The following is a 25,765-nucleotide window of genomic DNA, read 5'->3' on the forward strand; positions in this document are numbered from 1 at the left end:
CTTCGCGGGGAATAGATATGAAAATATTAGTTATAGACAATTACGACAGTTTTACTTATAATCTCGTCCATTATCTTGAAGATTTGGGCTGTGAGGTCACTGTCCGACGCAACGATCAGCTCACGCTTGAAGAAGTAGATGCCTTTGAAAAGATCGTACTTTCTCCAGGACCAGGATTGCCTGACGAAGCAGGATTATTAAAAGCCATCATTAAAACCTACGCACCCACAAAAAGTATTTTAGGAGTTTGCCTCGGTCAACAAGCCATTGCTGAAGTGTATGGCGGCACATTAATCAATCTCGATAATGTATATCACGGCGTAGCTACCAAAGTCACCAGTTGCGTTACCGATGAATCTCTCTTCAACGGCTTGGATAAAACCATTGAAGTCGGCCGTTACCACTCTTGGGTGGTCAATCCTAATTTACCTGAAGTATTGGAAGCCACTTCCTTTGACGAAAATGGTCAGGTGATGTCCTTGCGCCACAGAACATACGATTTAAAAGGGGTACAATACCATCCTGAATCGGTGTTGACACCGGATGGGAAAAAGATATTGGAAAATTGGATTAAAATTCCTGCGCCTGCCCGTCCGGCAGGCGGGAAGGCAGGGATCTTATAGGATCAACAACGTTAATCCTTTCGGCTCAGCGACATTAATCCTTAAGTTTAAGGTAAGCAAACGCTTCGAGAAAAGAGGATGAAAACAAAAGGGGTTACATCGTATCAAAAATTAGTTGATCTAGAAAAAATTAAGTTTAACAACAAAAGATCCCCACTTTCGTGAGGAATGAACATGAAACACATACTCAACAGACTCATCAACCAAGAAAGCATCTCTAGCGACGAAGCCAAACACGTCTTGGTCAACATATCAAAAGGAAACTACAATCAAAGTCAGATTGCCTCTTTCCTCACGGTTTATATGATGCGAAGTATTACCATCGAAGAATTGCAAGGTTTTAGGGATGCGCTCTTAGAATTGTGCCTGCACGTGGATTTAGCCGATTATAACGGCATCGATTTATGTGGCACGGGAGGCGACGGAAAAGACACCTTTAATATTTCAACTCTGGCATCCTTTGTCACTGCCGGTGCTGGTGTCAATGTTACCAAACACGGTAACTACGGCGTTTCTTCTGCCTGCGGTTCTTCAAACGTTATGGAATATTTGGGCATTAAATTTACCTCTGACCTTGATTTCTTAAAACGATCCTTGGACGAAGCCAGCATTTGCGTTTTGCACGCGCCGCTCTTCCACCCTGCCATGAAAAATGTAGCGCCCATCCGAAAGGATTTGGCAGTAAAAACCTTTTTTAATATGTTGGGACCTATGGTTAATCCCGCGTTTCCAAAAAACCAATTGGTAGGTGTTTTCAACCTAGAATTACTAAGAATGTATAGCTACCTTTATCAAAACACAGATATTAATTATACCATTCTTCATGCCTTGGATGGCTATGATGAAATCTCATTGACCGGTCCAACTAAAGTCATTCGGAACACTACAGAAACAATGATCTCACCCGAGTTTTTCGGATTAAACACTTTAAAACAAAGTGATATATATGGTGGTGATTCTGTAGCTGAAGCCGCCAAAATTTTTATACAGATATTGGATGGTCAAGGTAGCGAAGCACAAAATAACGTCGTATGTGCCAATGCCGCCATGGCGATTGCTACGGTAAACAATACATCTGTAGAAGATAGTTTTGGACTGGCAAAAGATGCCCTATTGAGCGGAAAAGCAAAAGAGAAATTTGAGAGATTAGTTGAAATAAGTGGAGTTTAGTCCGGCAGTCTGCAGTTGGCAGTCAACAGAAAACACACAACACATAACAGACAACAGACCAATAATTAAAGATTTTTTAAATGAATATTTTAGATCAAATAGTTAATGATAAGCGCAAAGAAGTCGATCTAAGACGATCACTCATTCCTACGTCACAATTGGAACAATCGGTTTTGTTTGAAAGAGATTCGATCTCACTAACGGAACGATTAAAAAACAGCGATTCAGGCATCATTGCTGAACATAAACGTCGTTCGCCTTCAAAATCCATCATAAATCAAAACCTTAATGTGTTTGACGTAGCACAAGGTTATGAATCGGCTGGAGTTTGTGGGATGTCAGTTTTAACCGATGGCAAATATTTTGGAGGTTCTATGGACGATTTACTATTGGCAAGAGCCAGTTGTAATTTGCCTTTGTTAAGAAAGGAATTTATCATCCATACGTACCAAATCTTGGAAGCCAAAGCTTATGGCGCAGACGTCATTTTGCTCATCGCGTCCATTTTATCAAACATAGAAATTAAGAGATTTTCAGAATTTGCAAAAAGCCTCAACCTCGAAGTGCTTTTGGAAATCCATAATGAGGAAGAATTGCATAAATCGGTGATGCCAAGTTTGGATATGATCGGCGTCAACAATAGAAATTTAAAAACCTTTGAGGTCAGTTTGGAGACAAGCAAACGTTTGAGCACGCTAATTCCAGATGACTTTATAAAAATATCAGAAAGTGGTATCAGCAACGTTTCATCTATTAAAGAGTTACAACCTTATGGTTACCAAGGTTTTTTAATAGGAGAAAACTTTATGAAAACCGATAATGCCGGGGAAAGTGCAAAATCATTTATCAAAAATCTAATTTAAAAATCTAAAATGAACGCTAAAAACTTCATTCATAAGCCGAATCAAACTCCCTCTCCTTCGGAGAGGGCTGGGGTGAGGATAAAAGTCTGCGGTATGAAATACATCCAGAACATCACTGATATTGCGACGCTTCAACCTGATTATCTCGGATTTATATTCTATGAAAAGTCCAGCAGATATTTCAATGGCACGATTCCGGAATTACCATCAGGCGTGAAAAAGGTCGGTGTTTTTGTAAACGCAACGGTTGAGGAAATTATAGACAAGGTTGAAAAACATAGTTTGGATTTGGTTCAACTGCATGGGGACGAATCGCCGGAGTTTTGTAAAGAACTAAATGGTCTTCTTACGAAAATAGATCGGGATAAAAATGCTGATAAGGATAAAAATTTAGAGATTCCTGCCTACGCAGGAATTTTGAAAGTGTTCTCAATCAAAGACCATTTCAATTTTGACGAATTAGAACCTTACGAATCGGTGTGTGATTACTTTTTGTTTGATACCAAAGGTAAGTTACCAGGCGGCAACGGCTATACGTTCAATTGGGAAGTTTTAAAAGATTATCCTTCCAACAAGCCTTATTTTTTAAGTGGCGGGATTGGTTTGGAGGAAGTTAATAATGTAGCAGAATTCCTGCGCTCGCCTGACCGGCAGGCAGGCAGGCAGGAATCCCAATTTTGCCATGCCATCGATGTCAACAGTAAATTCGAAATTAAACCTGGATTGAAGGATTTGGAAAAGTTGACAAAATTTAAACAAATGATTAACAAGTTTGATACTATCAAATGAACTAAAAAGACGGAGTTTCCAGCCAGTTCAGGTCACCAGACCTGACAGGTTTCTAAAACCTGTCAGGTCTCTCAAACCATAAATGCGGTGATTAACTCTAGGTTGAATTTTAAAATTTCGAACAGATCAAGAATGGAAAATTATAGTTTAGAAAATCAAAGATTTAAAAGGAAAATAAACATTAGATTCCTGCCTGCGCAGGAATAAATTGGAATAACCCAGACCTCACAGGTTTTGAAAACCTGTGAGGTCTCTTGAACCATAAATGCGGTGATTAACTCTAGGTTGAACTTTAAAATTTCGAACAGATCAAAAATGGAAAATTATGGTTTAGTAAATCAAAGATTTAAAAGGAAAATAAATATGAGATTCCTGCCTGCGCAGGAATAAATTGGAATAACCTGACCTGACAGGTTTTAGAAACCTGTCAGGTCTCTTGAATCATAAATGCGGTGATTAACTCTAGGTTGAATTTTATAATTTCGAACAGATCAAGAATGGAAAATTATAGTTTAGAAAAATCACAGATTTAAAAGGAAAATAAATATGAGATTCCTGCCTACGCAGGAATAAATTGGAATAACCTGACCTGACTGGTTTCTCCCGATAGCTATCGGGACTGAAAGGTCTTTTAAACACGAGATTCCTGCCTACGCAGGAATGAGGAATATGACATACAACATCAACGAAAAAGGGTATTACGGCGAATTTGGCGGCGCATACATTCCAGAAATGCTCTACCCCAATGTGGAAGAATTACGTCAAAACTATTTGAAAGTTATGGCAGAACCTGAATTCCAAGAAGAATTCAATGCACTACTTAAGGATTATGTGGGACGCCCTTCCCCTCTCTATTTCGCAAAGCGAATGAGTGAAAAGTACAACACCAAAATTTATTTAAAACGAGAAGACCTCAACCATACCGGCGCTCACAAAATCAACAACACCATTGGTCAGATCTTGATGGCGAAACGCCTCGGAAAAAACCGCATCATTGCAGAAACTGGTGCGGGTCAACACGGTGTAGCCACAGCAACAGTATGTGCGCTTATGGGATTGGAATGCATCGTCTATATGGGCGAGATTGACATTGCGCGTCAGGCGCCCAACGTGGCACGCATGAAAATGTTGGGCGCTACTGTAGTTCCCGCACTTTCTGGAAGTCGCACCTTAAAAGATGCTACCAATGAGGCCATTCGCGATTGGATCAACAATCCTGTGGATACCCATTATATTATCGGTAGTGTGGTTGGCCCACATCCTTATCCTGATATGGTAGCGCGTTTCCAAGCTATTGTTTCCGAAGAAATCCAATGGCAACTCAAAGAAAAAGAAGGCACAACAAAACCCAATTATGTGGTGGCCTGTGTTGGTGGCGGTAGTAATGCTGCAGGCGCTTTTTATCATTTCTTGGACGATACGGAGGTCAAGCTTATTGCTGTCGAAGCTGCCGGAAAAGGGGTGCATTCTGGAGAAAGTGCTGCTACCTCAATTTTAGGTAAGGAAGGCATCATCCACGGCAGTAAAACACTGTTGATGCAAACACCCGACGGACAGATTACGGAACCTTACAGTATTTCGGCAGGACTGGATTATCCTGGTGTAGGGCCAATGCACGCCCATTTATACAAAAGTGGACGTGCGGAATTCATCGCCATTACAGATGATGATGCCATGACCGCAGGTCTGCAGTTATGTAAAATGGAAGGTATCATTCCTGCCATTGAAAGTTCTCATGCTTTGGCAGTTTTTGAACATAAAAAGTTTCAACCTGAAGACATCGTTGTGGTTAGTCTTTCTGGACGTGGGGATAAGGATTTGGAGACTTATATCAATCATTTTAAACTATAGTATTATAATTATTATGGCGTTACCCTAAAGGGTCAGGCTGTCGGCAGTCGCTCTCTTCGAGGAGTTCCAACAATGCCTCCATCCTTAACGCAAATTCGGCATATCAATTAAAAATCGACATTTATATTTTATTGATTAAAATTAAATTCCTTACCTTTTTTTAAGGGAAGGTGGACTCAGTTTCAGTTTAGAAACTGAAGAAGGAAGGGTTTCTTTAAAATAAATAAACCCCTCAACTTCATCACGTTTTCTCGAGATGAACTTCTCCTTTTTAAGGAACAGAATTAAAAGTTTAAATTACGAAATGAGATTCCTGCATCCGCAGGAATATGGTTTAACTAATAAGATTCCCGCCTTCGCGGGAAGTGAACATGAACAGAATCAATCAAAAATTACAAGAAAAAACTAACGAAAAGTTACTTTCAATCTATTTTACTGCCGGCTACCCCAACCTTAACGATACAACCAGCATCATCCAAGATCTGGAGAAAAGCGGTGTCGGCATGATAGAAATCGGATTGCCATTTAGTGATCCTCTAGCCGATGGTCCCACCATTCAGGCGAGTTCGACCCAAGCTTTAAAAAACGGGATGACTACAGAAGTGCTTTTTAATCAGCTTAAAGATATCCGGAAAACAGTCAACATTCCGTTGGTCATCATGGGATATTTCAACCCGATCTTGCAATATGGTGTGGAAGCGTTTTGCAAGAAATGTCAGGAAATTGGTATTGACGGACTCATCATACCTGACTTACCTGTGGACGTCTATAATGATCAGTATAAAACCATCTTTGAGAAGTACGACATCATCAATGTGTTCTTGATTACACCGCAGACCTCTGAGGAGCGCATCCGGTTTATTGATTCCATTTCAAAAGGCTTTATATATATGGTCAGCAGTGCCAGCGTTACAGGAAGCAGTTCTGATTTTGGAGATGTCCAAACGGAGTATTTCAAACGCATTGCCAATATGAAACTAAAAAACCCACAAGTAATTGGTTTTGGCATTTCAGACCATACTTCCTTTATGCAAGCTACAACTGATGCCAGAGGTGCTATTATCGGAAGTGCATTTATCAAACATTTAAATTCTGAAGGCACAGGTAAAATCCATAGATTTATTGGTGATATTTTAGAAGCCTAATCCTTAGAGCGCAATTAAACTTTAAGATAACCTTAATACAGTTTTCGTTCTGTTTTCCTTATCTTATGAGTCACTTAAAAAGTAGAAATCATGGGAACAATAAAGGATAATAAAAAGTTTAAAACCACAAAGGAACAAACCAATCCTACGAATCCAACAGGAAATACCAGATTGGATACGAATCAGTTTGATATCGACAAAAAGACAATAAAGGATCAAAAATCGAAAAAATGATTCGGTGATATATATTAAAAAGAAACCTATTCTTATCTTTAACGAATAGGTTTCTTTTTGGTTGATAACCCTCACAATAACCCATAGGAGTCATGAAAAAACACTTTAAACTGATTATATTCGTTCTGTTTGTCATGGGAATTTCATGTAAAGAACAACCAGAAACCAAAACCACACAGGATGAGAACAAAGCTACAACTCAACAATACGAAGAGTATTGCTATTTGTACGCCCAAAACAAAGACACAATAGCACTCATGTTAACGCAAAGCAAAAACCTTGTCATAGGTGAAATGTTCTACAATTTTTTCGAAAAAGACGGCAGTTATGGCTCCTTTGAAGGCATCGTAAAAGGGGATACCATATTTGGAGACTACGATTTCGAATCTGAAGGCACAACATCAAAACGGGAACTTATCTTTCTTAAAAAAGGAAATACGCTACTTGAGGGTTATGGCGAGGTGGAAGTAGACCGGAATAATACAACCGTCTTTAAAAGCAATACAAGCATTACCTTTGATGAAAAGTTTCCTTTAACTGCTGTAAACTGTGATGAACTAAATTTTTGATATGCCTTTAAACATTGTATTGATGGAGCCTGAAATCCCAAATAACACAGGAAATATTGGCAGATTAGCCTTAGCCTCTGGTGCACATTTACACTTAGTAAAACCTTTCGGATTCGAGATTACCGATGCTCGACTCAAACGCGCCGGACTGGATTATTGGCCACATGTCAACATCACTACCTATGAAAATGTCAGTTCGTTTTTTGAATTACATCAAGGTGCGAAAATGGCGTTTTTATCAAGCCATGGCGTTAAAGACTATTGGGACATCCCTTTTGAGGATAATTTGTTCTTGATTTTCGGTAAGGAATCCGTTGGTTTGTCAAAGGATATTTTAGAAACACATAAAGAACACTTATACAAAATCCCATTATTTAGCGAGCATGTACGCAGTTTAAACCTTGCCAATGCTGTAGCCATCGTGGCTTATGAAGGCATTAAAGCTTTGAAATAAAACACTATAAAATGAAGTTATAAATCTAGAAAACTTCAAACACCAACCACATTGAAACACCATGGAAGACATTGAAAACATCGAATTAAAATATTTAAACCTGGAAGATTATCAGGAATTGAAAGAAGCAATGATTGCCTCTTACACCACTATGCCCGATGCATTCTGGCAAGAACATCAAATTAAAAAGCTCACCGAAGAATTTCCAGAAGGTCAAGTGGTCATTAAGATCAATGATCAAATTGCAGGTTGTGCCTTGAGCATTATTGTAGATTATGAACAATTTGATGACAATCACACCTATAAGGATATTACCGGAAATTACACCTTTAGCACCCATACTAACACTGGCGATGTCATTTATGGCATTGATGTGTTTATCAAACCGGAATTTAGGGGATTGCGTTTGGGACGTCGACTTTATGACTACCGTAAGGAACTATGCGAGCGTTTAAACTTAAGAGGTTTGGCCTTTGGAGGGCGAATCCCGAACTATCATAAATTTGCAGACACCTTATCGCCCAAAGAATATATCGATAAAGTAAGACGTAAAGAAATCCATGATCCGGTGCTTAATTTTCAAATCTCCAATGATTTCCACCCGACACGTATTTTAAAGAATTATCTTGAAGGTGATGCCTCCTCTCAGGATTATGCGGTATTGTTGGAATGGAGCAACATCTACTACGAGAAAAAATCGAAAAAAGCAACGACCATCAAAAAGGTAGTCCGCCTCGGATTGGTGCAATGGCAAATGCGATTGTATAAGGATATGGACGAAATGATGCAGCAAGCAGAATTCTTTATCGATTCGGTTTCAGGATATCGTAGTGATTTCGCTTTATTTCCAGAGTTTTTCAATGCCCCATTAATGGCAGGAAACAACCATTTATCCACACCTGAAGCCATCAGGGAATTGGCAAAGCACACGGCAGAAATGGTACAGCGTTTTTCCAAACTTGCTATTTCTTACAACATCAATATTATCACTGGGAGCATGCCAGAAGTTGTGGATAACATCCTCTATAATGTGGGTTATTTATGCAGACGTGATGGCAGCACAGAACGTTTTGAAAAACTACACATCACTCCAGACGAAGCCAAGATTTGGGGAATGGTTGGCGGCAACAAACTCCAAGCCTTTGATACCGATTGTGGTAAAATAGGCATCCTAATTTGTTATGATGTCGAGTTTCCTGAGTTGAGCCGTATTTTGGCCGACGAAGGCATGGACATCCTATTTGTGCCATTTTTGACCGATACTCAGAATGGTTTTTCCCGTGTGCGCCATTGCGCACAGGCAAGAGCCATTGAAAACGAATGCTATGTTGCCATTGCGGGCAGTGTGGGCAATTTACCGAATGTTGAAAATATGGACATTCAATATGCACAATCAGCGGTATTTACACCCTGCGATTTTGCGTTCCCAACCAACGGGGTTAAGGCAGAAGCCACACAAAACGCTGAAATGATCCTCATCGCCGATGTGGACATTGATCTTTTAAGAGAGCTGAACCAATTTGGAAGCGTCAGAAACTTAAAAGACAGAAGAACAGATTTATTTGAACTAAAAAAGAAGTAATTATGAAATATCATATGGTAATCAACAGTGTTAATACTGTTGAAGAATTTAAAGACGCATGGACCAATGCCGATTATATTGAACTTTTAGATCGTTTCGGATTTCCGGATGGCGACAAATCCAAACCTGAAGATCTTGAGGAATTGCTGTTTATGGCGATTTCCGATTTTGAAGGTCCTGAAGCCGCAGCCATCCTCTTAGATTATAAATTATCTGAGCATTTAACCGAAGGTCAAATTGAACAAATGTCGCACGACATGGTGCTCGATAAAATATCTGAAGAGTACAGTGACATTAGTTTGCACCATGAGCTTTTCAATATCAATCAACTGCTATTTAAAGCTTATAACGGGACTTTCCCATCAGCAAAAGCGACCATTGTTGAATTTGAAATCACACCTAACAAAGATGTATCCAAAGAAGTCATATTAAAAGTTCTGGACAAGACTTTGGCAAACAGCAACATCATCAAACGTTTATATTCTGAACAATTGGCGGGAAATGAGGCTTTTGATGAATCAGAAGACATTGTCTGGGAGTTAAAAGCTACAGGCGACAATGGTTATATCATGACTACATCGGAATATTGGATCAGTAGGGATGAGTTTAAGGATGCGGAATTTGATGCTGAAATTTCGATTTTTGAGGAAGAGGAAGATTGAGAATAAGACCGCTTGCTTCGACAGTGCTCAGCACAGGTTGCTGTTAGATGTTAGAATCAAGACAGGATTTGTTAAATATTGAAGCTCCGGATTTTTATTTTAAATTCGGAGCTTTTGTTTAGTTTCCAAAAGAGCGTTATGACTGTTTTCTTGGACGGCGTTCAAGACAGGAATACGTGAAATCATGGTGAAATACCGATGACTAATGCTTAATTATGTAGGTCAATTTCAAATTAGTGAAATTTTTGAATCCGTGTAATCCGTGAAATTCGTGTCTAAAATCAATTTTGAAAGGAAGCTATGACACAGAGTTACACAAAGGAGTCACTAAGTTACACGAAGAACAATTTAATATAATATTTAGAATCTATGTATTATTATGTAGACAATTTAAAATTAGTGCAATTTTTGAATCCGTGTAATCCGTGAAATTCGTGTCCAAAATCCATTTTGAAAGGAAGCTATGACACAGAGTTACACAAAGGAGTCACTAAGTTACACGAAGAACGATTTAATATAATATTTAGGATCTATGTATTATTATGTAGACAATTTCAAATTAGTGCCATTTTTGAATCCGTGTAATCCGTGAAATTCGTGTCTAAAAAAAACAATACAATTAGTGATTCAAAAAGTTAAAAGTCTTAATAAAACCCTATCGATACACTATATTTAGCCATTCTCATAAAACCAAAAGCATCCAAATTATTCCCTATAATGAAACACCTTTTTTTAAGTATTTTTTTGATTGCGATTGCCCTCAATTCTTCCGAAGCACAGAACGCCTTAAAAGAAAATATAAAATCACCCCTAACCATTGGGGAAGTGGTTATAATCGATTCCAAAATTCTGTCAGAATCCAGAACGCTTAACATTTACTTGCCGGATGGTTTTAAAACTTCGGATACCTTAAAATATCCGGTAATCTATGTATTGGACGGCAGCATGAATGAAGATTTCATGCATATTGTGGGTTTGGTTCAGTTTTTTAATTTACAGATGAACATGCCAAAAACCATTGTGGTGGGCATCGCCAATATCGATCGGAAACGGGATTTCACCTTTCCTACTATCGACAGAAAGTTAAAAATGGATTATCCAACTACAGGAGGTTCGAGAAAATTCATCGACTTTTTAGAAAGCGAAGTCCAACCTTATATCAACGCCAATTATCCAACAACCAACCAAAAAATGCTCATCGGGCAGTCGTTGGGAGGTTTGCTTGCCACAGAAATACTATTCAAAAAACCTAAGCTTTTCACGGATTATATTATTGTAAGTCCAAGTTTATGGTGGGATAACGAATCGCTCCTTAAAGATGCCAAAATGTTCTTGGGTGCGCATTCTAAGATGCCAGCAAATGTTTATGTAGCCGTAGGTTCTGAAGGCGAAATTATGGAACGTGAGGCAAAAATGTTAGCCGAGCTACTCAAAAATTCTGGGAAACCAAATCTTAAATCGGAGTTTCTGTTTTTACCCAAGGAAAATCACGCCACTATTTTACATCAAAGTGTGAATGACGCTTTTCAATTAATATATCCTTATAAAGAAAATTGACCGTTTGTCCAATAACAGAGCTTTTTGAGGTGATTATTTAGAAATCTTTCTATTTTAGCACTAACCTCAACCCAAACTACAGCTTATGAATTGGTATTTAGACACTTTCAAAAACAAATACGCCGACTTTAGCGGACGTGCAAGACGAACGGAATATTGGATGTTTATGGCTTTTCACTTTCCAATCATCTTTTTTCTATCTTTTTTATCGGGATTTTTGGAAGAACTTGGGTTCGGGTTTGTTCCTTCAAGTCTCTTGATTATTTATGCCCTGCTTTCTTTTATCCCAGCAATGGCAATATCTATCAGAAGATTACATGACACAGGAAAAAGTGGTTGGTATTATTTATTATCGGTAATTCCGTATATCGGATGGGTTATCGTTTTGATTTTCACTATTAAAGACAGTGAACCGATGCAGAACAAATGGGGACCGAATCCTAAAGGTCCAAATATAGACGAGATCAACGACATTGGAAATCCTGTTGAGTTTTAGCGTTTTTTAGCCAACATATTTAGGTACATCCGTTCCACTTTGGTGCGCGCCCATGGGGTACGTCTTAAAAACTTCAAACTGGATTTGACCGATGGATCTTCATTAAAACACTTGATTTTAATTACCGTGCCCATATATTCCCATCCGTAATGCGCCACCAAATCATTTATGATTTGTTCGAGTTTTATGCCGTGAAGGGGATTGTTGGGTTGCATTTTTGGAAAAGTTTCTTGTTTGTAGTTTCTTGTTTGACAATGGAACGCTGAAAACGCTGATTTGCTTAGAATGCTAAATTATTAATTCTTCAGACATTTCTTCTGGAATTTGGAATTTAGTTTTTTGTCTTCCTATCGACAGTGAGCAAATTTCGTCCTTGGTTTTTGCAATGCAACTTTGCGCCCCTCGACTCTGCAAGAAAACAATCTTAGTCCTTCACCATCGCCAATATCTTCACCGCTTTCTCAAAATGATCCAGCTTGTGCGTCATGATCCACCAAGTGGCAGCTTCCATTAACAATTCAGGCGTCTCGTTTTTGTTGGCGAAAAAAGCATAAAAGGATAACCCTACATTCGGACCTTTCAGAGCAATCTTCGCTTCACAAACCGCAATCATTTTATCTTTTAAGGACTGACTTAGCATTTTTAAGAGTTTCTCGTAAGCTGTCAAACTTATATAGTTGAAGTTTTCGACTTCAATTTCAATTTCAATTTCAGTTTCAGTTTCAAACTTAATTCCGTCTATTCCTATTTCTATTTCTGCCAGAGCCAGTTCCAGAACTTGAGCTCTTCGTAGTTGTTCTAGGAGTAGCTGCTTTTCTCTGTTGTGGTCTGCCGCCTCTGCCTTGTCCTTGTTTGATAGGCTCGGTAGATGCGTTTGGATCCGGTTCAAAACCTTCAACAATCTCCACAGGAATACGTTCCCCTATCAGTTTTTGGATCTCCTGAAGGTAACTTGTTTCATCGGCACTGACTAAGGAAATCGCCAATCCGCTAGCTCCTGCTCTTCCAGTTCTACCAATACGATGCACATAATCTTCGGCAATGTTAGGCAGTTCAAAGTTGACAACATGTGGCAATAACGGTATATCCAATCCGCGGGCCGCAATATCCGTTGCCACCAAAACACGTACAGAACCTCTTTTGAATCCGTCCAAAGCTTTGGTTCTTGCGCCTTGGCTTTTATTGCCATGGATGGCCATTGCCGTAATGTTACTACTGGTCAATTTCTTGGTCAGTTTATTAGCGCCATGCTTAGTTCGTGTAAAAACCAAAACTTGCTCCCAATTACCGTCAGAAATCAACTTTACCAACAAATCCGGTTTTAAACCTTTGGCAACGCGGTAGACCTGTTGGTCAATCGCGTCAACCGTTGTGTTTTCCGGAGTGGCTTCCACCAATACTGGGTGGTTTAGGATATCATTGGCAAGTGCTTTAATATCTTTTGAAAACGTTGCCGAAAACAAAAGGTTTTGGCGTTTTGCTGGCATCACTGCCATGATTTTTTTGATATCGCGTAAAAAGCCCATATCCAACATTCGGTCGGCTTCATCCAATACGAGGATCTCAACATTGGCAAGCGACAATAAGCGTTGGTTATGCAAATCTAATAAGCGTCCTGGAGTGGCGACAAGTACATCCACACCATTCCGAAGTGTTGCCACTTGCGGATTTTGATTCACACCACCAAAAATAACGGTGCTTCTAATATCTAAATACGTACTGTATTGTTTAACGTTTTGGTACACTTGAGCCGCCAATTCGCGGGTTGGTGTCAACACCAAAGCCCGTACTGGGCGTTGGCGCAAAGGTTGTCCTTGCGATAATAATTGTAGTAATGGCAGTGTAAAACCTGCTGTTTTTCCAGTACCCGTTTGCGCCGATGCTAAAACATCTTTACCTTCTAATATTAACGGGATGGCTTTTTGTTGAATTGGTGAAGGCGTTGTATAGCCTTGTTTGCTGACCGCTTTAAGTAAAGCATCAGATAATCCTAATGAATTGAATGACATAAATTGTGTTTACGAAGCAAACACTATTAATTTAGGTCACTCCTTTAAATTTTGTGCAAATGTACGGCTAAATTGATCGTAACTACGCTATGTGTTGTATTATATTGCAAAACAGAGGCCACATAATCGGTCACAAACCTCCACTCTACAAGCGTTATCCCAGCATTGATCCTACATTAAAACCATACCATAGATGTCGGGTTTTGTCTGCTTTTGTCTGCTTTTGTCGGGTTAGTGGTGTTTTTTAGGGGTTTTCTCCCAGTCTTGTTCGACACTTGTTCGAGTGAGCTTCGGTAAAATGGTGTTTTGCAGGAGGATTGTCGAAGGATTGTGCAAGGAAATCCAAAGAAAACCCTCTTTAGAGACTAATAAAACGTGGTTCTACTATAGGAAATAAGACTGAAATAGGGTATTTTGGTGGACTGCAATAGAGCATTCTGTTAAAGCGATTCAGATAGTACGTTGATGTCTATATTCAGAAATACTGTGCAATTATAAAAACTATGGAAGATTTTTGGAATAACAGATATAAGGAAAAAGACTTCGCATACGGAAAAAATCCCAATGTATATTTTAAGAATACGATTGACAAACTAAGCTTAGAGGGAACACTACTTTTACCAGCGGAAGGAGAAGGAAGAAACGCTGTCTATGCAGCAAAAAAAGGACTGAATGTAGTCGCTTTTGATATAAGCGAAGAAGGCAAAAACAAGGCCATGGAATTAGCGAATTCAGAACACGTCGACATCGATTATGAGGTGGGAGAGTTAAAACAACTGTATCTAAAAAAGAATAGCTTTGATGCTCTTGCCCTAATTTACGCTCATTTTCCGGCCAACGAAAAAGAGAAATTACACAAGGATTTAGCTGAATTGATAAAACCAAATGGCTATCTGATTTTGGAAGGTTTTAGCTTCAACAATCTTGAACTTCGAGAAAAAAATCCTAAGGTGGGCGGTCCCGCGAATAGAGAGATGCTATATTCCAAACAGGAAATTACAGACACCTTCACAGATTTTGAAATCATTGAACTCGAAGAAGCTCTGATAGAGTTAAACGAAGGCAGTTTTCACAACGGATTAGCAAGCGTGATTCGGTTTACCGGAAAGAAAAAGGCATAGGACTTACACGTTTAATTGATTACAAAGTCAGATTCAAAATAGAAACCTATGAACTATAGCTTTGATGATTATACTCCTGACATACTTGGTGAAGGGTTCGAACAATTGACCTTAACCTTCAACGATGATTATGAGGGTAAAGTCATTGCAACATTAATTCGCAGGCAACCTCTAACGCCATCCACTAAAGCTGTTTTATACATTCACGGTTTTAGCGATTATTTCTTTCAGGATCAAATGGCCAAAAGGTTCAATAAAGCGGGCTATACGTTCTATGCTTTGGACCTTAGAAAGTACGGCCGATCGTATCTGGACCATCAAAAAATGAATAATGTCCGTTCGCTTTTAGAGTATGATGAAGAGATCAATGCAGCTCTAGAAATCATTAAAACAGAAAAGCACACGGAAGTGATCTTAATGGGCCATTCTACGGGTGGGCTCATCATAACCTATTTTGCAGGACGGCATTTAAACAGTAATTTATTCCATGGCATCATCTGCAACAGTCCGTTTTATGAATTTAATCTCAGTGCTTTTGAAAGAAGAATAGGGATTCCGATACTTTCATTTTTAAGTAAATATGTCCCCGACAAATTAATCTCAGGTGGCCTTTCAAGATTCTATGGCTATAGTCTTCATCGTGAGGAATATGGGGAATGGGACTATAATATTGCATGGAAACCACATGACCTCCCAAAAGTGACACTGAGTTTTATCAGCGCCATTCACAAGGCTCATAAAATAACACACAACAAGCTGAGATTGGACGTGCCTACCTTGGTGCTTTACAGCAGTCAATCTATAAATGATAAAAAATGGTCTGAGAACTTCATGGAAGGAGATGCCGTATTGAATGTTGACCACATCCATCAATTTGCCAGTCAACTCCAGGGTGATATTACCAGTTGTGAAATTGAAAACGGCATGCACGATTTAGTGCTCTCAAAAGAACCCGTAAGAGAACAGGTTTATAAAACAATATTTGAATGGATAAAGGTGAATTTTAGATAAGAATCTGATGACAACAAATTCAAAAGCATAAAAAAAATGACAGAATTCTGGGAAGAGGCATTTAAAAACAAACAGGAAATGTGGGGATTTGAACCCGCAACCTCTACTGTTTTGGTAAATGACCTCTTTATTGAACAACATGTGAAAAACGTGCTTATTCCTGGCATAGGGTATGGAAGAAATGCTCAAATATTCAGGGATAATGGCATGACTGTAACCGGTATTGAGATTTCCAAAACCGCCATTGAGTTGGCCCATAAACATTTTGGAAACGACTTGCATATTCATCACGGTTCTGTAACCGAAATGCCATTTGACAAACAGCTTTATGATGGCATCTATTGTTATGCTTTAATTCACCTCTTGAATAAAAAAGAGCGAGAAAAACTAATTCAGGATTGCTTTAACCAGCTTTCCGAAAATGGACTTATGGTGTTTACGACGGTCACTAAAGAGGCTCAGATTTATGGGCACGGGACCTCCATTGATAAAGACCGATTTGAAATATTTGGCGGCGTAAAAATGTTCTTTTACGATAAAGACAGCATACAAGAAGAATTTGGCAAAGCAGGTCTTTTTGAAGTTTTAAAGGTGATGGACATTTATCCTTTTTATGTTATAAAATGTCAGAAAAGAGCATAAAAACCACCTTCTGAAATGCTGTTTAGAACACGAGTTCTCTCGGATGTTGGTGTTTTCCGCCAACAACTTCATCAGCTAAAATCGTCTTTACCCACGGTAATCTTTACTGTAGCCATCCCGACCCTATTCAAACGCAAGACACTACGCATAAGTGCCGTTCTAAAGATTATTTTCATTAGGTAACCTCACCGACTATTTATTTTAATTATCTTTAAAAATCCTACGAAAGACATTAAAAAATCGTCATGACCAAAAAACTGACCCTATTATTCCTAGTTGTTTTCCAAATTAGTGTCGCCCAACACTACGATACAGTCGTTATGGACACGAACAACATTGACGCTTCCAATGAGGTGTATTTGGTGGGAAACGCTTATATATTTGATTACGAAATCATCAAGGACGGCAAAGTATTGAAACTCAAAACCAATAAAGGCATGTATGAACATGCCGAATTTGAATTGGTGCCTTTAGCTACTGCAGATATTGAAGTGGACAAAATCCGATTGGTGGTACAACAAGTTTCAGATGAAGAAAGAACCAACGAAGGTCAAACGGAGGTCTCCTATATTCAAGATCCGTTGGCAACGGGCATGAGTTTAACTGGATTGGTAGATAATTCCAACAACATTTGGCTCCGCCCTATCCGAACAGGGTTTTTTAACGCCCTGCAAACCGCACCGTTTCCATTCGTAAAAAAACCTTTAAAAGTGGGCGCAGAATGGTCAGATAAAATGGCCATTGGGAAAAACTGGAGCAATGCGCTTTGGGGAACCTGGGAAGAGCCTTTGTTACTCTCTCACCATTACAAAGTAAGCAAAATGGAAAAGATTAAAACGGTTTTTGGAACCCTAGAATGTTTTGTCATAGAAAGTTCTGCCACCTCGGATATTGGTACGACCAAACTGACAAGTTATTTTTCCGATCTCTACGGTTTTGTGAGAATGGAATACGAATTGCTGAACGGTCTTAAAGTGAACTTTTGGTTAGTGGATTTAAAAAAAGGTTAAGACACTACTTAATAAAGTTTCAGTTTTCAAAACACTAATATCTAAGCTAAAAGGAGATCAAGAACGATTATTTATGTTGCTTCATTTTAGACAGTTCGATTTATAAGCTCAAATTTCTGCACAATAACGTTACCGATAGTTACGCTACTTAAACTTCATAAAACAAAAAATCGGGCAACCTCTTAAACATATTGTAACTATAAGCCTATTTTTGTATGGACGCCTTCTTAATCGCATTCATCCTATATTGAACAATAAAAAGAGCACTGCAAATGTCCAAACTTGAAATAGTACATGAAAACAACGATTATATAGTTGTCAATAAATCAGCTGGACTTATCAGTGAAAAAAGCCCTTACGAGAGCAATACCGTTGAAGACCAAGTATACCAGCATTTATTAAAGAAAAAACCAAAGCCCTATGTTGGCGTCATACATCGCTTGGATCGTGTGACCAGTGGCATCTTGATTTTCGCCAAGAAAAAAAGTATTCTTGTGGAATTTAATGAACTCTTTAGCAGTCGAAAAGTTCAAAAAACGTATTTGGCCATTGTTAAAAACAAACCACAAAAGGACAAAGATAACTTAACAAATTTTCTCGTTAAAAACACCCTCGAAAAAAGAGCAGATATCGTCCAATCAAAATCAAAGGATTCGCAAAGCTGTATGCTTTCTTATGAAGTTATCGGCAAAAATGAGTTTGGATATCTGTTAGAAGTCAAGCCAAAAACTGGGCGGTTCCATCAAATAAGAGCGCAATTGGCGCATATAGGTCTGCCTATTATTGGAGATGACAAATATGGCTCAGATCAAAGCTACTTCCCGCTATCTGTTTGTCTTCATGCTTATAAATTAAGCTATCAAACCTCAGGATCCAAAGAACCCATCACCTTGGAAGCAAAGGCGCCAAAAAACGCATTTTGGAAATTCCAATCGCTTTCAACTTAGTAGGAAAACGCATACCACAGACTCTATACCTTGCTGAAGTTTTCAACACGAACATCCTCCCCACAAATAATCAGAAGTTTAAAAGAATAAAAAAATCTTGTTACCTTTCTAGCTTTCATTAAAATTCTACCACTAATGTTTAGAACTGTTTACTATCTAAGTTTTTATCTTTTTCTTGCCCTCACCTTTTCCTGTACGTCAAAAAACGAACAGTCCTTAAAAGTTTTACAGTTTAATATTTGGCAAGAAGGCACTATTGTTCCCGGTGGTTTTGATGCCATTATTAACGAGGTCATTCGAACAGATGCCGATTTGATCGCCTTGAGTGAGGTCAGAAATTATGACGCAGAGAGCCTTGCGGAACATTTGGTTAAAGCCTTGGCAGAAAAAGGACACACTTATTATTCAGAGCGAAGTGAAGATTCTGGTATTCTTTCGCGCTATCCAATCCTTTCCCAAACCGCGGTGTACCCGTTAAAAAACGACCAAGGTTCCGTTACAAAAGCAATCATAAAGATTAAAAACATCGACATCGCATTTTATAGCGCGCATTTAGATTATCGCCATTGCAGCCTTTATTTACCAAGGGGTTATCACAGTTCTACTTGGGAAAAGTTAGACCATATCATCACGGATTCCCTAACTATTGCAGCTGATAATTTAGCTTCTAGGCGCGATGAGGCCATTAGCGCCTTAATTACAGACGCCATGAAAGAAAAAGCGCTCGGGCGATTGGTGATTTTTGGTGGCGATCTTAACGAACCATCTTTTTTGGACTGGACGGAAGCCACTAAAGACCTCTATGATCATAATGGCGTCGTCATGCCATGGCACAATACCTTGGAACTGGACAAAGCAGGCTTTATTGATACCTATCGCAAAATATTTCCGAACCCTGTAACGCACCCAGGATTTACATTTCCAGCCGATACTCCTTTGGTACCGATTGAAAAACTGGCTTGGGCACCGGACGCAGATGATAGAGATCGGATTGATTATATGTTTTATCTGCCATCTGATAAACTACAACTTATGGATGCCAGGGTCATTGGACCAAAAGGTTCTATTGTTCGGAATAAACGCCAATTGGAAACCTCAAAGGATCCTATTGAAACACCCGATGGGATTTGGCCGACGGATCATAAAAACGTGTTGGCTGTTTTTAAGATTACAAATTGACCCTTTTTAATCCGCTTTTGATTTTTATTATTGCAACTAATAAAGAACGGACCATAGGGCTGGGTTGGTACAACCAATTATCCGCAAAAAAGCACCAACCATACACGAAAAATGACCATCCACACATTAAAAGGCGCTAAGAAGGCTTTAATGTGTATTTTTATAGTGGAATTCTTACAAGAAAAAGATGTAAGAACTACCAATAAAACAATTTAACCCTAAATCATTATTAATTATGAAACAATTTAAGATTTTAACACTTGTATTGGTGGCCATGCTCACTTTCAACTGTAGCAGTGACGACGACAGCCCAGCGCCACAGCCAACTGCCCACGAACTTTTAATGTCTGGAAAATGGTTAATTACTTCCACTACAGGTGTCACCTTGGACAATTGTATGAAAATGTCCTATTTTCATTTTACAACTCAAGACACCTTGATTTCTGAATCCTTTAATACAGGTGATGACGGTAAATGTCAATCTGATGGAACATCAGTTGTTAAATACACGCTCATAGATAATGATAAGAAACTGCGGATAGATTTGGGCGATGGAGATGATGTGATCATGTCCATTGAATCAATTTCAGAATCGAAATTAATATTGAAAAGCCAAGATCTTACGACAACTTTAGAAAAGAAAAACTAAACTCTTGTTATAAGTCCACATGACAAAACCGAAGTTCATAACTTCGGTTTTTTTGTTTCTGGATAAGTTGTCACCAAAAAAATCAAACAGAACCAACGATTGTTTCCTTTATTGGTATAAAAACTTTCATTCGCCTATTTATTTCCTAAATTAGAGGTTGAAAAAATCCTTACATTCGTCATAACATCATAGAAACATTATCATGAAACACATCAACACCTCATTTATCATCGGCCTTTTGTTGGCAACATTTATAATTTCCACGGATAGTTTCAGTCAAACCTACGGCCAAAACGGCATGGTCGTTTCTGATAATGCCGTGGCATCACAAGTTGGTACAGACATTCTAAAAAAAGGAGGCAATGCTATTGACGCCTCTATTGCCACAGCTTTTGCACTTGCCGTAACCCATCCGCAAGCTGGAAATATTGGTGGTGGCGGATTTATCGTTTATACGGACGCCACTGGCAAATCAACAACCATCGATTTTAGAGAAAAAGCGCCATTGCTGGCTACTGCAGAGATGTTTTTAGATAGCTCAGGAAACCTCGTCAAAGGCAGCAATCATGAAGGTTTAAAATCTGTTGGCGTACCCGGAACTGTTGCCGGTTTATATTTAGCCCATCAAAAATATGGAGCCTTGCCTTGGAAAGATCTAGTCCAACCGTCTGTGGATTTAGCCGAAAAAGGCGTGGTACTTTCTTATGCCCTTGCTGAGCATGCTAAGAACTTCAATGCGAGTTCAAGTTCAAAACCTCAGTTTTTGAAAGATTATTATAAAAAACCAAACGGAGAAGTGGTCAAGTTTGGCGAATTATGGGTTCAGAAGAACTTAGCCGAAACCTTAAAACTGATTCGTGACAAAGGTAAAGATGGTTTTTACAAAGGTGCTGTTGCCCAAGAAATTGCTTCATTTATGAAAGCGAATGGTGGGATCATTACTCTTGAAGATTTGGCTAAATATGATGCCATAGAACGCGAAGCGATTACAGGAACCTATAAAGACTATGGTATTGTTTCTATGCCACCACCAAGTTCTGGAGGTGTTGCGATTATTGAGATGCTGAACATTATGGAGCAAGCCAATTTGGATTCCATTCCTTTTAACTCCACCCAATATGTGCACTTGGTTGCCGAAACCATGCGACGTGCTTTTGCCGACCGAGCGGAACATCTTGGTGATCCCGATTTCAATTTGGAAATGCCGTTGGAGCGCTTGACTTCAAAAGAATTTGCAAAAATGCGTTATGAGAATATCGATATGAACAGAGCATCTGTGAGCGATTCGTTAAAATTTGGTCAGCTTTATGATGGCCCAAATACGACGCACTTATCGGTCGTAGATAAAGCAGGAAATGCCGTATCCCTTACTTATACCATTGAACAATCTTATGGATCAGGATTGGGCTCACCAAAGCTTGGCTTCATTTTTAACAATGAAATGGGCGACTTTAATCCGCAACCTGGATATACCGATACGGGCTGGTTGATTGGCACGAATCCGAATATAATCCAACCCGAAAAACGGATGTTGAGCAGCATGAGCCCAACGATTATTACCAAAAACGGAAAGCCTTATTTGGTGATCGGCAGTCCGGGTGGGAGAACCATTATCAATACGGTGTTTCAAACCATTTTAAACGTCATTGCTTATGACATGCCTATTGAAAAAGCTATTGAAGCTATGAAAATCCACCATCAGTGGTTTCCTGATCAAATCACCTTTGAAAAGGACTTGATGTCGCCAGACACGCAATTGAACCTGATACAAATGGGCCATACACTTAAAGGCACAAACAACTTAGGCCGTTTGATGGGTATTTTGATTCCTACGGATGGCGACGTTTATATTGGCGCAGCGGATTCATCGAGTCCGGATGGTGGTGCGGTGGGATATTAACTATTGCAACTTAACATTAGTTACAATTGTTCTAGCGTAATTGATTTTTGAAATTAAGATGCATTCAAGTTAAGAACTCCAACTTTCGAACTTAAAAAAGCCATTATCAACTCTTAAAAAAACATGCGCACACCAATCCACACTACAAAAAAACTAGAAAAACTAATCAAAAAAATAGTTAAGCCACAAAGCTCCGGCGAGGTCTGTGGCATTTTGGGGAAATGGAATGCCACTATTTTCTATGTTGACCGCAAAAAATGTTGGCTAATTTCAAATGCCAGAACTCAGTATGTCATTATTTTGACAGACATAAAAGCATCCGACTTACGAAACATTGAAGACATCTTCAAAAATGCATTTTACGGGCAATTAGTTTATGACGGAATGATCACCGATTTTGAAAGAATTGAATCACTTATTGGGGGATTGGATTTTTTACCAACGGATAACGACAAGAAGACCACAGGTTTTCAAAACCACCGACTTCAAGACTTGAGATTATGGCACTATCAATTTGGAAGTTTAGAAGATATGCCAATGAAAGAATTGAGCAGTCGTATGAACAGAATGATCATTCACCTTGGTGCTGGTAAAAAGAAGTCTGACTACACCACAGCTACAGATGCTATGAAATTACTTTTAAATTTTTAAAATATAATTGAATCAACCTCGATCGGTTAAAAAAACTCTTATGAAAATAAGTGTAGGCATCGGAATTCTATTGTGTGCTATATCATTATCGTGCCTTAAAGAGAACGATGAACGCTACATTTTCTTACTTCACAACCGGTTTTTGGAAACCCATGATCTGAATGAATCTCATCCAGAATACGGTAAGACGGCATATTTTGAAATCATCAAAGAATTTAAAGATAATGGATTCACCGTAATCAGCGAACAAAGAAATGGAAACGTCAATGCTCGTGAATATGCTAATTTAGTCACTGCGCAAATTAACAGTTTAATTCAAAAAGGTATCTCCCCTAAAAACATAACGATTGTAGGTACTTCAAAAGGCGGCTATATTGCCCAATATGTTTCGACCCTTGCCAATAATAAATATTTAAATTTTGTATTTATCGCGAGTTTCAGGAAAAATGATCTTCAAGATCTACCTAACATCAACTATTGCGGTCATATTTTAACTATTTACGAAGCTTCTGATCCTTTTGGTGTTTCGGCAGTAAAACGCAAAGAAAACTCCACTTGTTATATAGAACATTTCAAAGAAATTGAACTGCATACGGGTTTGGGTCATGGGTTCTTGTTTCAACCAATGGACGAATGGATGCAACCTACAATGAAATGGGCCAAAGGGAATTATAATTTCGAGGACTGATTTTATTTAGATACAACTTCTACAACAGGTTTAAGATTTGCCCTTATTGGAGTAGAAGCCTCTTTGTATACCTCTGTGTAATAGCAAAACTGTATCGTTAATTCTATTGATTAGCACTGATTTTAACACACGACATTCCTAAATTGTTAGGTGTTAAAAATAGGGCTATCTTTGCCGCGTGAAAGAAAACCTGCACATAAAAAAAGCATTGACCTTGGTCTCTTTAATCGGGCTGATGACGTTGCTGCTGCTTGCACCTTGCAAGGTCAGGAAGTCGGTTCAAACAGCACTTGAAATGCCACCTACTGAGGTTTCAAACAAAAGTGTCTGCCAGGTTTATGAAGATGTTGAATGGGCAGTTTCAATCACAAAGACTGTGCAGCAAACTGCTCCAGCAATCCTTGATACAAATCCGCAACTCCTTAGTGATGTTGATTTATCAATACATCCAATCACACAGTTTACGGATAAGAGTAAATCTGTGGCACGTATTCCCTACTACATTCTCTATCAGAATCTCAAAGTGCATCTCTAACTAATTTCTTATATAGCACGGCTATTATCCAACCATAGCCAACAGAAATTAGTAACCACATTTGAGATAAACACAATGAAAACACATATTAAAAACGATGCAGGGCTTTTAGCGCTTGCAGTACGAATGGTCATAGGCTGGACCTACTTTTCAGCTTTTTACCGAAGAGTCATTTTAGCCAATAAATTAGATCCAGAAGTTGCCGGGTATATCGGCGAGAAGTTCAATAATTTCCTTCCTAATGCTTTAGGAATTAAACCCATCATTCAGTATTTGGTCGAAAATCCTGACAGCCTTTATTGGGCCATGGTGAGTTTTACCATTATTGAAGGTATTGTAGGCTTGTTAATGATTTTTGGATTTTTCACCCGACTTATGAGTATAGGTGTCTTCGGATTAGCAATGGGCATTCTATTAGGTTCCGGATGGATTGGCACGACCTGCTTGGATGAATGGCAAATTGGCGTTCTGGGGATTGCCACGGGCTTTATGCTCTTCTTAACCGGAAGCGGCAAATATTCAATGGATAATTACTTCATGAAAAAGAATTATGCCTTTACCAAAAAGAAATGGTTTGCCTGGTTAGGATCTGGCGTTTTGCCAATTAAAGACCGCCTATTCCCGAAAATAGTCTTGGTGGGAGCACTTTTTATTTTTGGATTGACCCTTTATACCAATCAAGTTTTCCATGGTGGCGTTTGGGGAACATTGCACAATAAATCAGTCAAGCCAAAACTTGAAATCACCGAGGGTAAAATTGATGGTAACGGACTTTCATTTGACGTTTACCGAACGGAAGGCGTAGATGTTTACGGCGCATGGATGATTGATATTACCCTAACAGATACTCAGGGCAATACAGTCATTAGTTACCAAAAAGATGATTTGGCAAGCATGGATAAGAACTTAATTGACAATTATTATATTGCCAAAGTAAAACCGGGCGCTCACAGCCTTATCATTCCCTTAGGCGCAAAGGCCAATATCAAGTTTAAAGATGAAGTGCTCCTAAACCTTCCAAAAGGTGAATACACTTTAAAAATAACAGATATCAGTGGTGCCAATTGGGAGCATTTGATTATTAAATAGTACATTATAAACAGCCTTCTAAAACGTAAGTCTATCTTATTTTTTGGGAGGCTTTTTTTTAATGAATAAACCAATTGAGATGTCGTACAGAAGTCTTCATACGTCTATTCTTGAGGGCGTTATTGCTCGATTCGAGATCACAAAGGCAAAACATCTTGACCTTGAAATGCGTTGAAATAGCTACTTTATTATCCTTCCACCTGTTCATTATACACCTTTGTTTCTAACACACAACGATATAAATTCATGATACTTGGCGGTGAATAGCTAACTATTTCCACGAAATACGTAACTTTTACAGATATAAAACTACTGATTAAGTAATCAACCAAACCAATA

Annotated in this window: 28 protein-coding genes; 25 read left to right on the forward strand and 3 right to left on the reverse strand. The window is 38.8% G+C overall.

What is annotated here, in order from left to right:
- The first annotated feature begins 17 nt into the window (after window positions 1–17).
- The 13 genes from ESZ48_RS12695 (at window position 18) to ESZ48_RS12750 (ending at window position 11,995) form a co-directional block, all read left to right on the forward strand.
- Window positions 18–623 (forward strand): anthranilate synthase component II, encoded by a 606-nt coding sequence (locus ESZ48_RS12695; RefSeq protein ID WP_129017864.1) that lies wholly within the window; start codon window positions 18–20, stop codon window positions 621–623.
- Window positions 624–797: 174 nt separating this feature from the next.
- A complete protein-coding gene (gene trpD, locus ESZ48_RS12700) occupies window positions 798–1,793 on the forward strand; it encodes an anthranilate phosphoribosyltransferase (protein WP_129017865.1) in 996 nt (331 codons plus the stop codon).
- A gap of 80 nt (window positions 1,794–1,873) precedes the next feature.
- Complete coding sequence (gene trpC / locus ESZ48_RS12705) at window positions 1,874–2,656, forward strand: indole-3-glycerol phosphate synthase TrpC (protein WP_129017866.1); 783 nt, start codon at window positions 1,874–1,876, stop codon at window positions 2,654–2,656.
- Between the two features lie 72 nt (window positions 2,657–2,728).
- Entirely contained in the window at window positions 2,729–3,445 is a 717-nt protein-coding gene (locus ESZ48_RS12710) for a phosphoribosylanthranilate isomerase (RefSeq protein WP_129017933.1), read from the forward strand.
- Between the two features lie 669 nt (window positions 3,446–4,114).
- Window positions 4,115–5,296 carry a tryptophan synthase subunit beta gene (gene trpB, locus ESZ48_RS12715; RefSeq protein WP_129017867.1) on the forward strand — a complete coding sequence of 394 codons (1,182 nt, stop codon included), beginning with the start codon at window positions 4,115–4,117 and terminating at the stop codon, window positions 5,294–5,296.
- 371 nt (window positions 5,297–5,667) lie between these two features.
- Complete coding sequence (trpA, locus tag ESZ48_RS12720; protein ID WP_129017868.1) at window positions 5,668–6,441, forward strand: tryptophan synthase subunit alpha; 774 nt, start codon at window positions 5,668–5,670, stop codon at window positions 6,439–6,441.
- 90 nt (window positions 6,442–6,531) lie between these two features.
- Entirely contained in the window at window positions 6,532–6,675 is a 144-nt protein-coding gene (locus tag ESZ48_RS19325; RefSeq protein ID WP_190246259.1) for a hypothetical protein, read from the forward strand.
- Between the two features lie 92 nt (window positions 6,676–6,767).
- Entirely contained in the window at window positions 6,768–7,244 is a 477-nt protein-coding gene (locus ESZ48_RS12725) for a hypothetical protein (RefSeq protein ID WP_129017869.1), read from the forward strand.
- 1 nt (window position 7,245) lies between these two features.
- The gene (locus ESZ48_RS12730) at window positions 7,246–7,698 is read left to right on the forward strand and encodes a tRNA (cytidine(34)-2'-O)-methyltransferase (protein WP_129017870.1); all 453 of its coding nucleotides are present in this window, start codon (window positions 7,246–7,248) and stop codon (window positions 7,696–7,698) included.
- Window positions 7,699–7,759: 61 nt separating this feature from the next.
- Window positions 7,760–9,280 (forward strand): carbon-nitrogen hydrolase family protein, encoded by a 1,521-nt coding sequence (locus tag ESZ48_RS12735; protein WP_129017871.1) that lies wholly within the window; start codon window positions 7,760–7,762, stop codon window positions 9,278–9,280.
- Window positions 9,281–9,282: 2 nt separating this feature from the next.
- Window positions 9,283–9,942 (forward strand): hypothetical protein, encoded by a 660-nt coding sequence (locus tag ESZ48_RS12740; RefSeq protein WP_129017872.1) that lies wholly within the window; start codon window positions 9,283–9,285, stop codon window positions 9,940–9,942.
- A gap of 717 nt (window positions 9,943–10,659) precedes the next feature.
- A complete protein-coding gene (locus tag ESZ48_RS12745; protein ID WP_129017873.1) occupies window positions 10,660–11,499 on the forward strand; it encodes an alpha/beta hydrolase in 840 nt (279 codons plus the stop codon).
- Window positions 11,500–11,584: 85 nt separating this feature from the next.
- A complete protein-coding gene (locus ESZ48_RS12750) occupies window positions 11,585–11,995 on the forward strand; it encodes a DUF805 domain-containing protein (protein WP_129017874.1) in 411 nt (136 codons plus the stop codon).
- Here the strand turns inward: ESZ48_RS12750 and ESZ48_RS12755 are convergent.
- The 3 genes from ESZ48_RS12755 to ESZ48_RS12765 form a co-directional block, all read right to left on the reverse strand.
- Window positions 11,992–12,210 carry a VF530 family protein gene (locus ESZ48_RS12755; protein WP_129017875.1) on the reverse strand — a complete coding sequence of 73 codons (219 nt, stop codon included), beginning with the start codon at window positions 12,208–12,210 and terminating at the stop codon, window positions 11,992–11,994. The genes ESZ48_RS12750 and ESZ48_RS12755 overlap by 4 nt on opposite strands.
- Window positions 12,211–12,419: 209 nt before the next feature.
- Window positions 12,420–12,635, reverse strand: coding sequence for a DUF6500 family protein (locus ESZ48_RS12760; RefSeq protein WP_129017876.1), 216 nt, complete (start codon window positions 12,633–12,635; stop codon window positions 12,420–12,422).
- An 88-nt stretch (window positions 12,636–12,723) separates the two neighbouring features.
- Complete coding sequence (locus ESZ48_RS12765) at window positions 12,724–14,004, reverse strand: DEAD/DEAH box helicase (protein ID WP_129017877.1); 1,281 nt, start codon at window positions 14,002–14,004, stop codon at window positions 12,724–12,726.
- A gap of 503 nt (window positions 14,005–14,507) precedes the next feature.
- On the opposite strand from ESZ48_RS12765, the gene ESZ48_RS12770 reads away from it, so the two are divergent.
- The 12 genes from ESZ48_RS12770 to ESZ48_RS12825 all read left to right on the forward strand — a co-directional run bounded on the left by ESZ48_RS12770 (window position 14,508) and on the right by ESZ48_RS12825 (window position 25,426).
- A complete protein-coding gene (locus ESZ48_RS12770; protein WP_129017878.1) occupies window positions 14,508–15,125 on the forward strand; it encodes a class I SAM-dependent methyltransferase in 618 nt (205 codons plus the stop codon).
- Window positions 15,126–15,173: 48 nt separating this feature from the next.
- Window positions 15,174–16,136, forward strand: coding sequence for an alpha/beta hydrolase (locus ESZ48_RS12775; protein WP_129017879.1), 963 nt, complete (start codon window positions 15,174–15,176; stop codon window positions 16,134–16,136).
- 36 nt (window positions 16,137–16,172) lie between these two features.
- Window positions 16,173–16,778 (forward strand): class I SAM-dependent methyltransferase, encoded by a 606-nt coding sequence (locus ESZ48_RS12780; protein WP_129017880.1) that lies wholly within the window; start codon window positions 16,173–16,175, stop codon window positions 16,776–16,778.
- Window positions 16,779–17,023: 245 nt separating this feature from the next.
- Entirely contained in the window at window positions 17,024–17,788 is a 765-nt protein-coding gene (locus ESZ48_RS12785; RefSeq protein WP_129017881.1) for a hypothetical protein, read from the forward strand.
- Between the two features lie 272 nt (window positions 17,789–18,060).
- Complete coding sequence (locus tag ESZ48_RS12790) at window positions 18,061–18,735, forward strand: RluA family pseudouridine synthase (protein ID WP_129017882.1); 675 nt, start codon at window positions 18,061–18,063, stop codon at window positions 18,733–18,735.
- Between the two features lie 135 nt (window positions 18,736–18,870).
- Window positions 18,871–19,914, forward strand: a complete 1,044-nt coding sequence (locus tag ESZ48_RS12795) for an endonuclease/exonuclease/phosphatase family protein (RefSeq protein ID WP_129017883.1) — start codon at window positions 18,871–18,873, stop codon at window positions 19,912–19,914.
- Between the two features lie 235 nt (window positions 19,915–20,149).
- Window positions 20,150–20,563 carry a lipocalin-like domain-containing protein gene (locus ESZ48_RS12800; protein ID WP_129017884.1) on the forward strand — a complete coding sequence of 138 codons (414 nt, stop codon included), beginning with the start codon at window positions 20,150–20,152 and terminating at the stop codon, window positions 20,561–20,563.
- A 202-nt stretch (window positions 20,564–20,765) separates the two neighbouring features.
- Complete coding sequence (gene ggt, locus ESZ48_RS12805; protein WP_129017885.1) at window positions 20,766–22,463, forward strand: gamma-glutamyltransferase; 1,698 nt, start codon at window positions 20,766–20,768, stop codon at window positions 22,461–22,463.
- A 123-nt stretch (window positions 22,464–22,586) separates the two neighbouring features.
- Window positions 22,587–23,114, forward strand: coding sequence for a DUF6933 domain-containing protein (locus ESZ48_RS12810; RefSeq protein WP_129017886.1), 528 nt, complete (start codon window positions 22,587–22,589; stop codon window positions 23,112–23,114).
- 40 nt (window positions 23,115–23,154) lie between these two features.
- Entirely contained in the window at window positions 23,155–23,802 is a 648-nt protein-coding gene (locus ESZ48_RS12815; protein ID WP_129017887.1) for an alpha/beta hydrolase, read from the forward strand.
- 178 nt (window positions 23,803–23,980) lie between these two features.
- Window positions 23,981–24,337 carry a hypothetical protein gene (locus tag ESZ48_RS12820; protein ID WP_129017888.1) on the forward strand — a complete coding sequence of 119 codons (357 nt, stop codon included), beginning with the start codon at window positions 23,981–23,983 and terminating at the stop codon, window positions 24,335–24,337.
- Between the two features lie 75 nt (window positions 24,338–24,412).
- Entirely contained in the window at window positions 24,413–25,426 is a 1,014-nt protein-coding gene (locus ESZ48_RS12825; protein WP_129017889.1) for a TQO small subunit DoxD, read from the forward strand.
- The last annotated feature ends 339 nt before the right edge of the window (window positions 25,427–25,765 follow it).

It is taken from the genome of Gelidibacter gilvus, assembly GCF_004115975.1.
GTDB lineage: Bacteria > Bacteroidota > Bacteroidia > Flavobacteriales > Flavobacteriaceae > Gelidibacter > Gelidibacter gilvus.

What these genes read in the sequence shown, in the direction of transcription:
- ESZ48_RS12695 (WP_129017864.1), top strand. Translation starts at nt 18, where the DNA reads ATGAAAATATTAGTTATAGACAATTACGACAGTTTTACTTATAATCTC.
- trpD (WP_129017865.1), top strand. Translation starts at nt 798, where the DNA reads ATGAAACACATACTCAACAGACTCATCAACCAAGAAAGCATCTCTAGC.
- trpC (WP_129017866.1), top strand. Translation starts at nt 1,874, where the DNA reads ATGAATATTTTAGATCAAATAGTTAATGATAAGCGCAAAGAAGTCGAT.
- trpB (WP_129017867.1), top strand. Translation starts at nt 4,115, where the DNA reads ATGACATACAACATCAACGAAAAAGGGTATTACGGCGAATTTGGCGGC.
- trpA (WP_129017868.1), top strand. Translation starts at nt 5,668, where the DNA reads ATGAACAGAATCAATCAAAAATTACAAGAAAAAACTAACGAAAAGTTA.
- ESZ48_RS19325 (WP_190246259.1), top strand. Translation starts at nt 6,532, where the DNA reads ATGGGAACAATAAAGGATAATAAAAAGTTTAAAACCACAAAGGAACAA.
- ESZ48_RS12725 (WP_129017869.1), top strand. Translation starts at nt 6,768, where the DNA reads ATGAAAAAACACTTTAAACTGATTATATTCGTTCTGTTTGTCATGGGA.
- ESZ48_RS12730 (WP_129017870.1), top strand. Translation starts at nt 7,246, where the DNA reads ATGCCTTTAAACATTGTATTGATGGAGCCTGAAATCCCAAATAACACA.
- ESZ48_RS12735 (WP_129017871.1), top strand. Translation starts at nt 7,760, where the DNA reads ATGGAAGACATTGAAAACATCGAATTAAAATATTTAAACCTGGAAGAT.
- ESZ48_RS12740 (WP_129017872.1), top strand. Translation starts at nt 9,283, where the DNA reads ATGAAATATCATATGGTAATCAACAGTGTTAATACTGTTGAAGAATTT.
- ESZ48_RS12745 (WP_129017873.1), top strand. Translation starts at nt 10,660, where the DNA reads ATGAAACACCTTTTTTTAAGTATTTTTTTGATTGCGATTGCCCTCAAT.
- ESZ48_RS12750 (WP_129017874.1), top strand. Translation starts at nt 11,585, where the DNA reads ATGAATTGGTATTTAGACACTTTCAAAAACAAATACGCCGACTTTAGC.
- ESZ48_RS12755 (WP_129017875.1), bottom strand. Translation starts at nt 12,210, where the DNA reads ATGCAACCCAACAATCCCCTTCACGGCATAAAACTCGAACAAATCATA.
- ESZ48_RS12760 (WP_129017876.1), bottom strand. Translation starts at nt 12,635, where the DNA reads ATGCTAAGTCAGTCCTTAAAAGATAAAATGATTGCGGTTTGTGAAGCG.
- ESZ48_RS12765 (WP_129017877.1), bottom strand. Translation starts at nt 14,004, where the DNA reads ATGTCATTCAATTCATTAGGATTATCTGATGCTTTACTTAAAGCGGTC.
- ESZ48_RS12770 (WP_129017878.1), top strand. Translation starts at nt 14,508, where the DNA reads ATGGAAGATTTTTGGAATAACAGATATAAGGAAAAAGACTTCGCATAC.
- ESZ48_RS12775 (WP_129017879.1), top strand. Translation starts at nt 15,174, where the DNA reads ATGAACTATAGCTTTGATGATTATACTCCTGACATACTTGGTGAAGGG.
- ESZ48_RS12780 (WP_129017880.1), top strand. Translation starts at nt 16,173, where the DNA reads ATGACAGAATTCTGGGAAGAGGCATTTAAAAACAAACAGGAAATGTGG.
- ESZ48_RS12785 (WP_129017881.1), top strand. Translation starts at nt 17,024, where the DNA reads ATGACCAAAAAACTGACCCTATTATTCCTAGTTGTTTTCCAAATTAGT.
- ESZ48_RS12790 (WP_129017882.1), top strand. Translation starts at nt 18,061, where the DNA reads ATGTCCAAACTTGAAATAGTACATGAAAACAACGATTATATAGTTGTC.
- ESZ48_RS12795 (WP_129017883.1), top strand. Translation starts at nt 18,871, where the DNA reads ATGTTTAGAACTGTTTACTATCTAAGTTTTTATCTTTTTCTTGCCCTC.
- ESZ48_RS12800 (WP_129017884.1), top strand. Translation starts at nt 20,150, where the DNA reads ATGAAACAATTTAAGATTTTAACACTTGTATTGGTGGCCATGCTCACT.
- ggt (WP_129017885.1), top strand. Translation starts at nt 20,766, where the DNA reads ATGAAACACATCAACACCTCATTTATCATCGGCCTTTTGTTGGCAACA.
- ESZ48_RS12810 (WP_129017886.1), top strand. Translation starts at nt 22,587, where the DNA reads ATGCGCACACCAATCCACACTACAAAAAAACTAGAAAAACTAATCAAA.
- ESZ48_RS12815 (WP_129017887.1), top strand. Translation starts at nt 23,155, where the DNA reads ATGAAAATAAGTGTAGGCATCGGAATTCTATTGTGTGCTATATCATTA.
- ESZ48_RS12825 (WP_129017889.1), top strand. Translation starts at nt 24,413, where the DNA reads ATGAAAACACATATTAAAAACGATGCAGGGCTTTTAGCGCTTGCAGTA.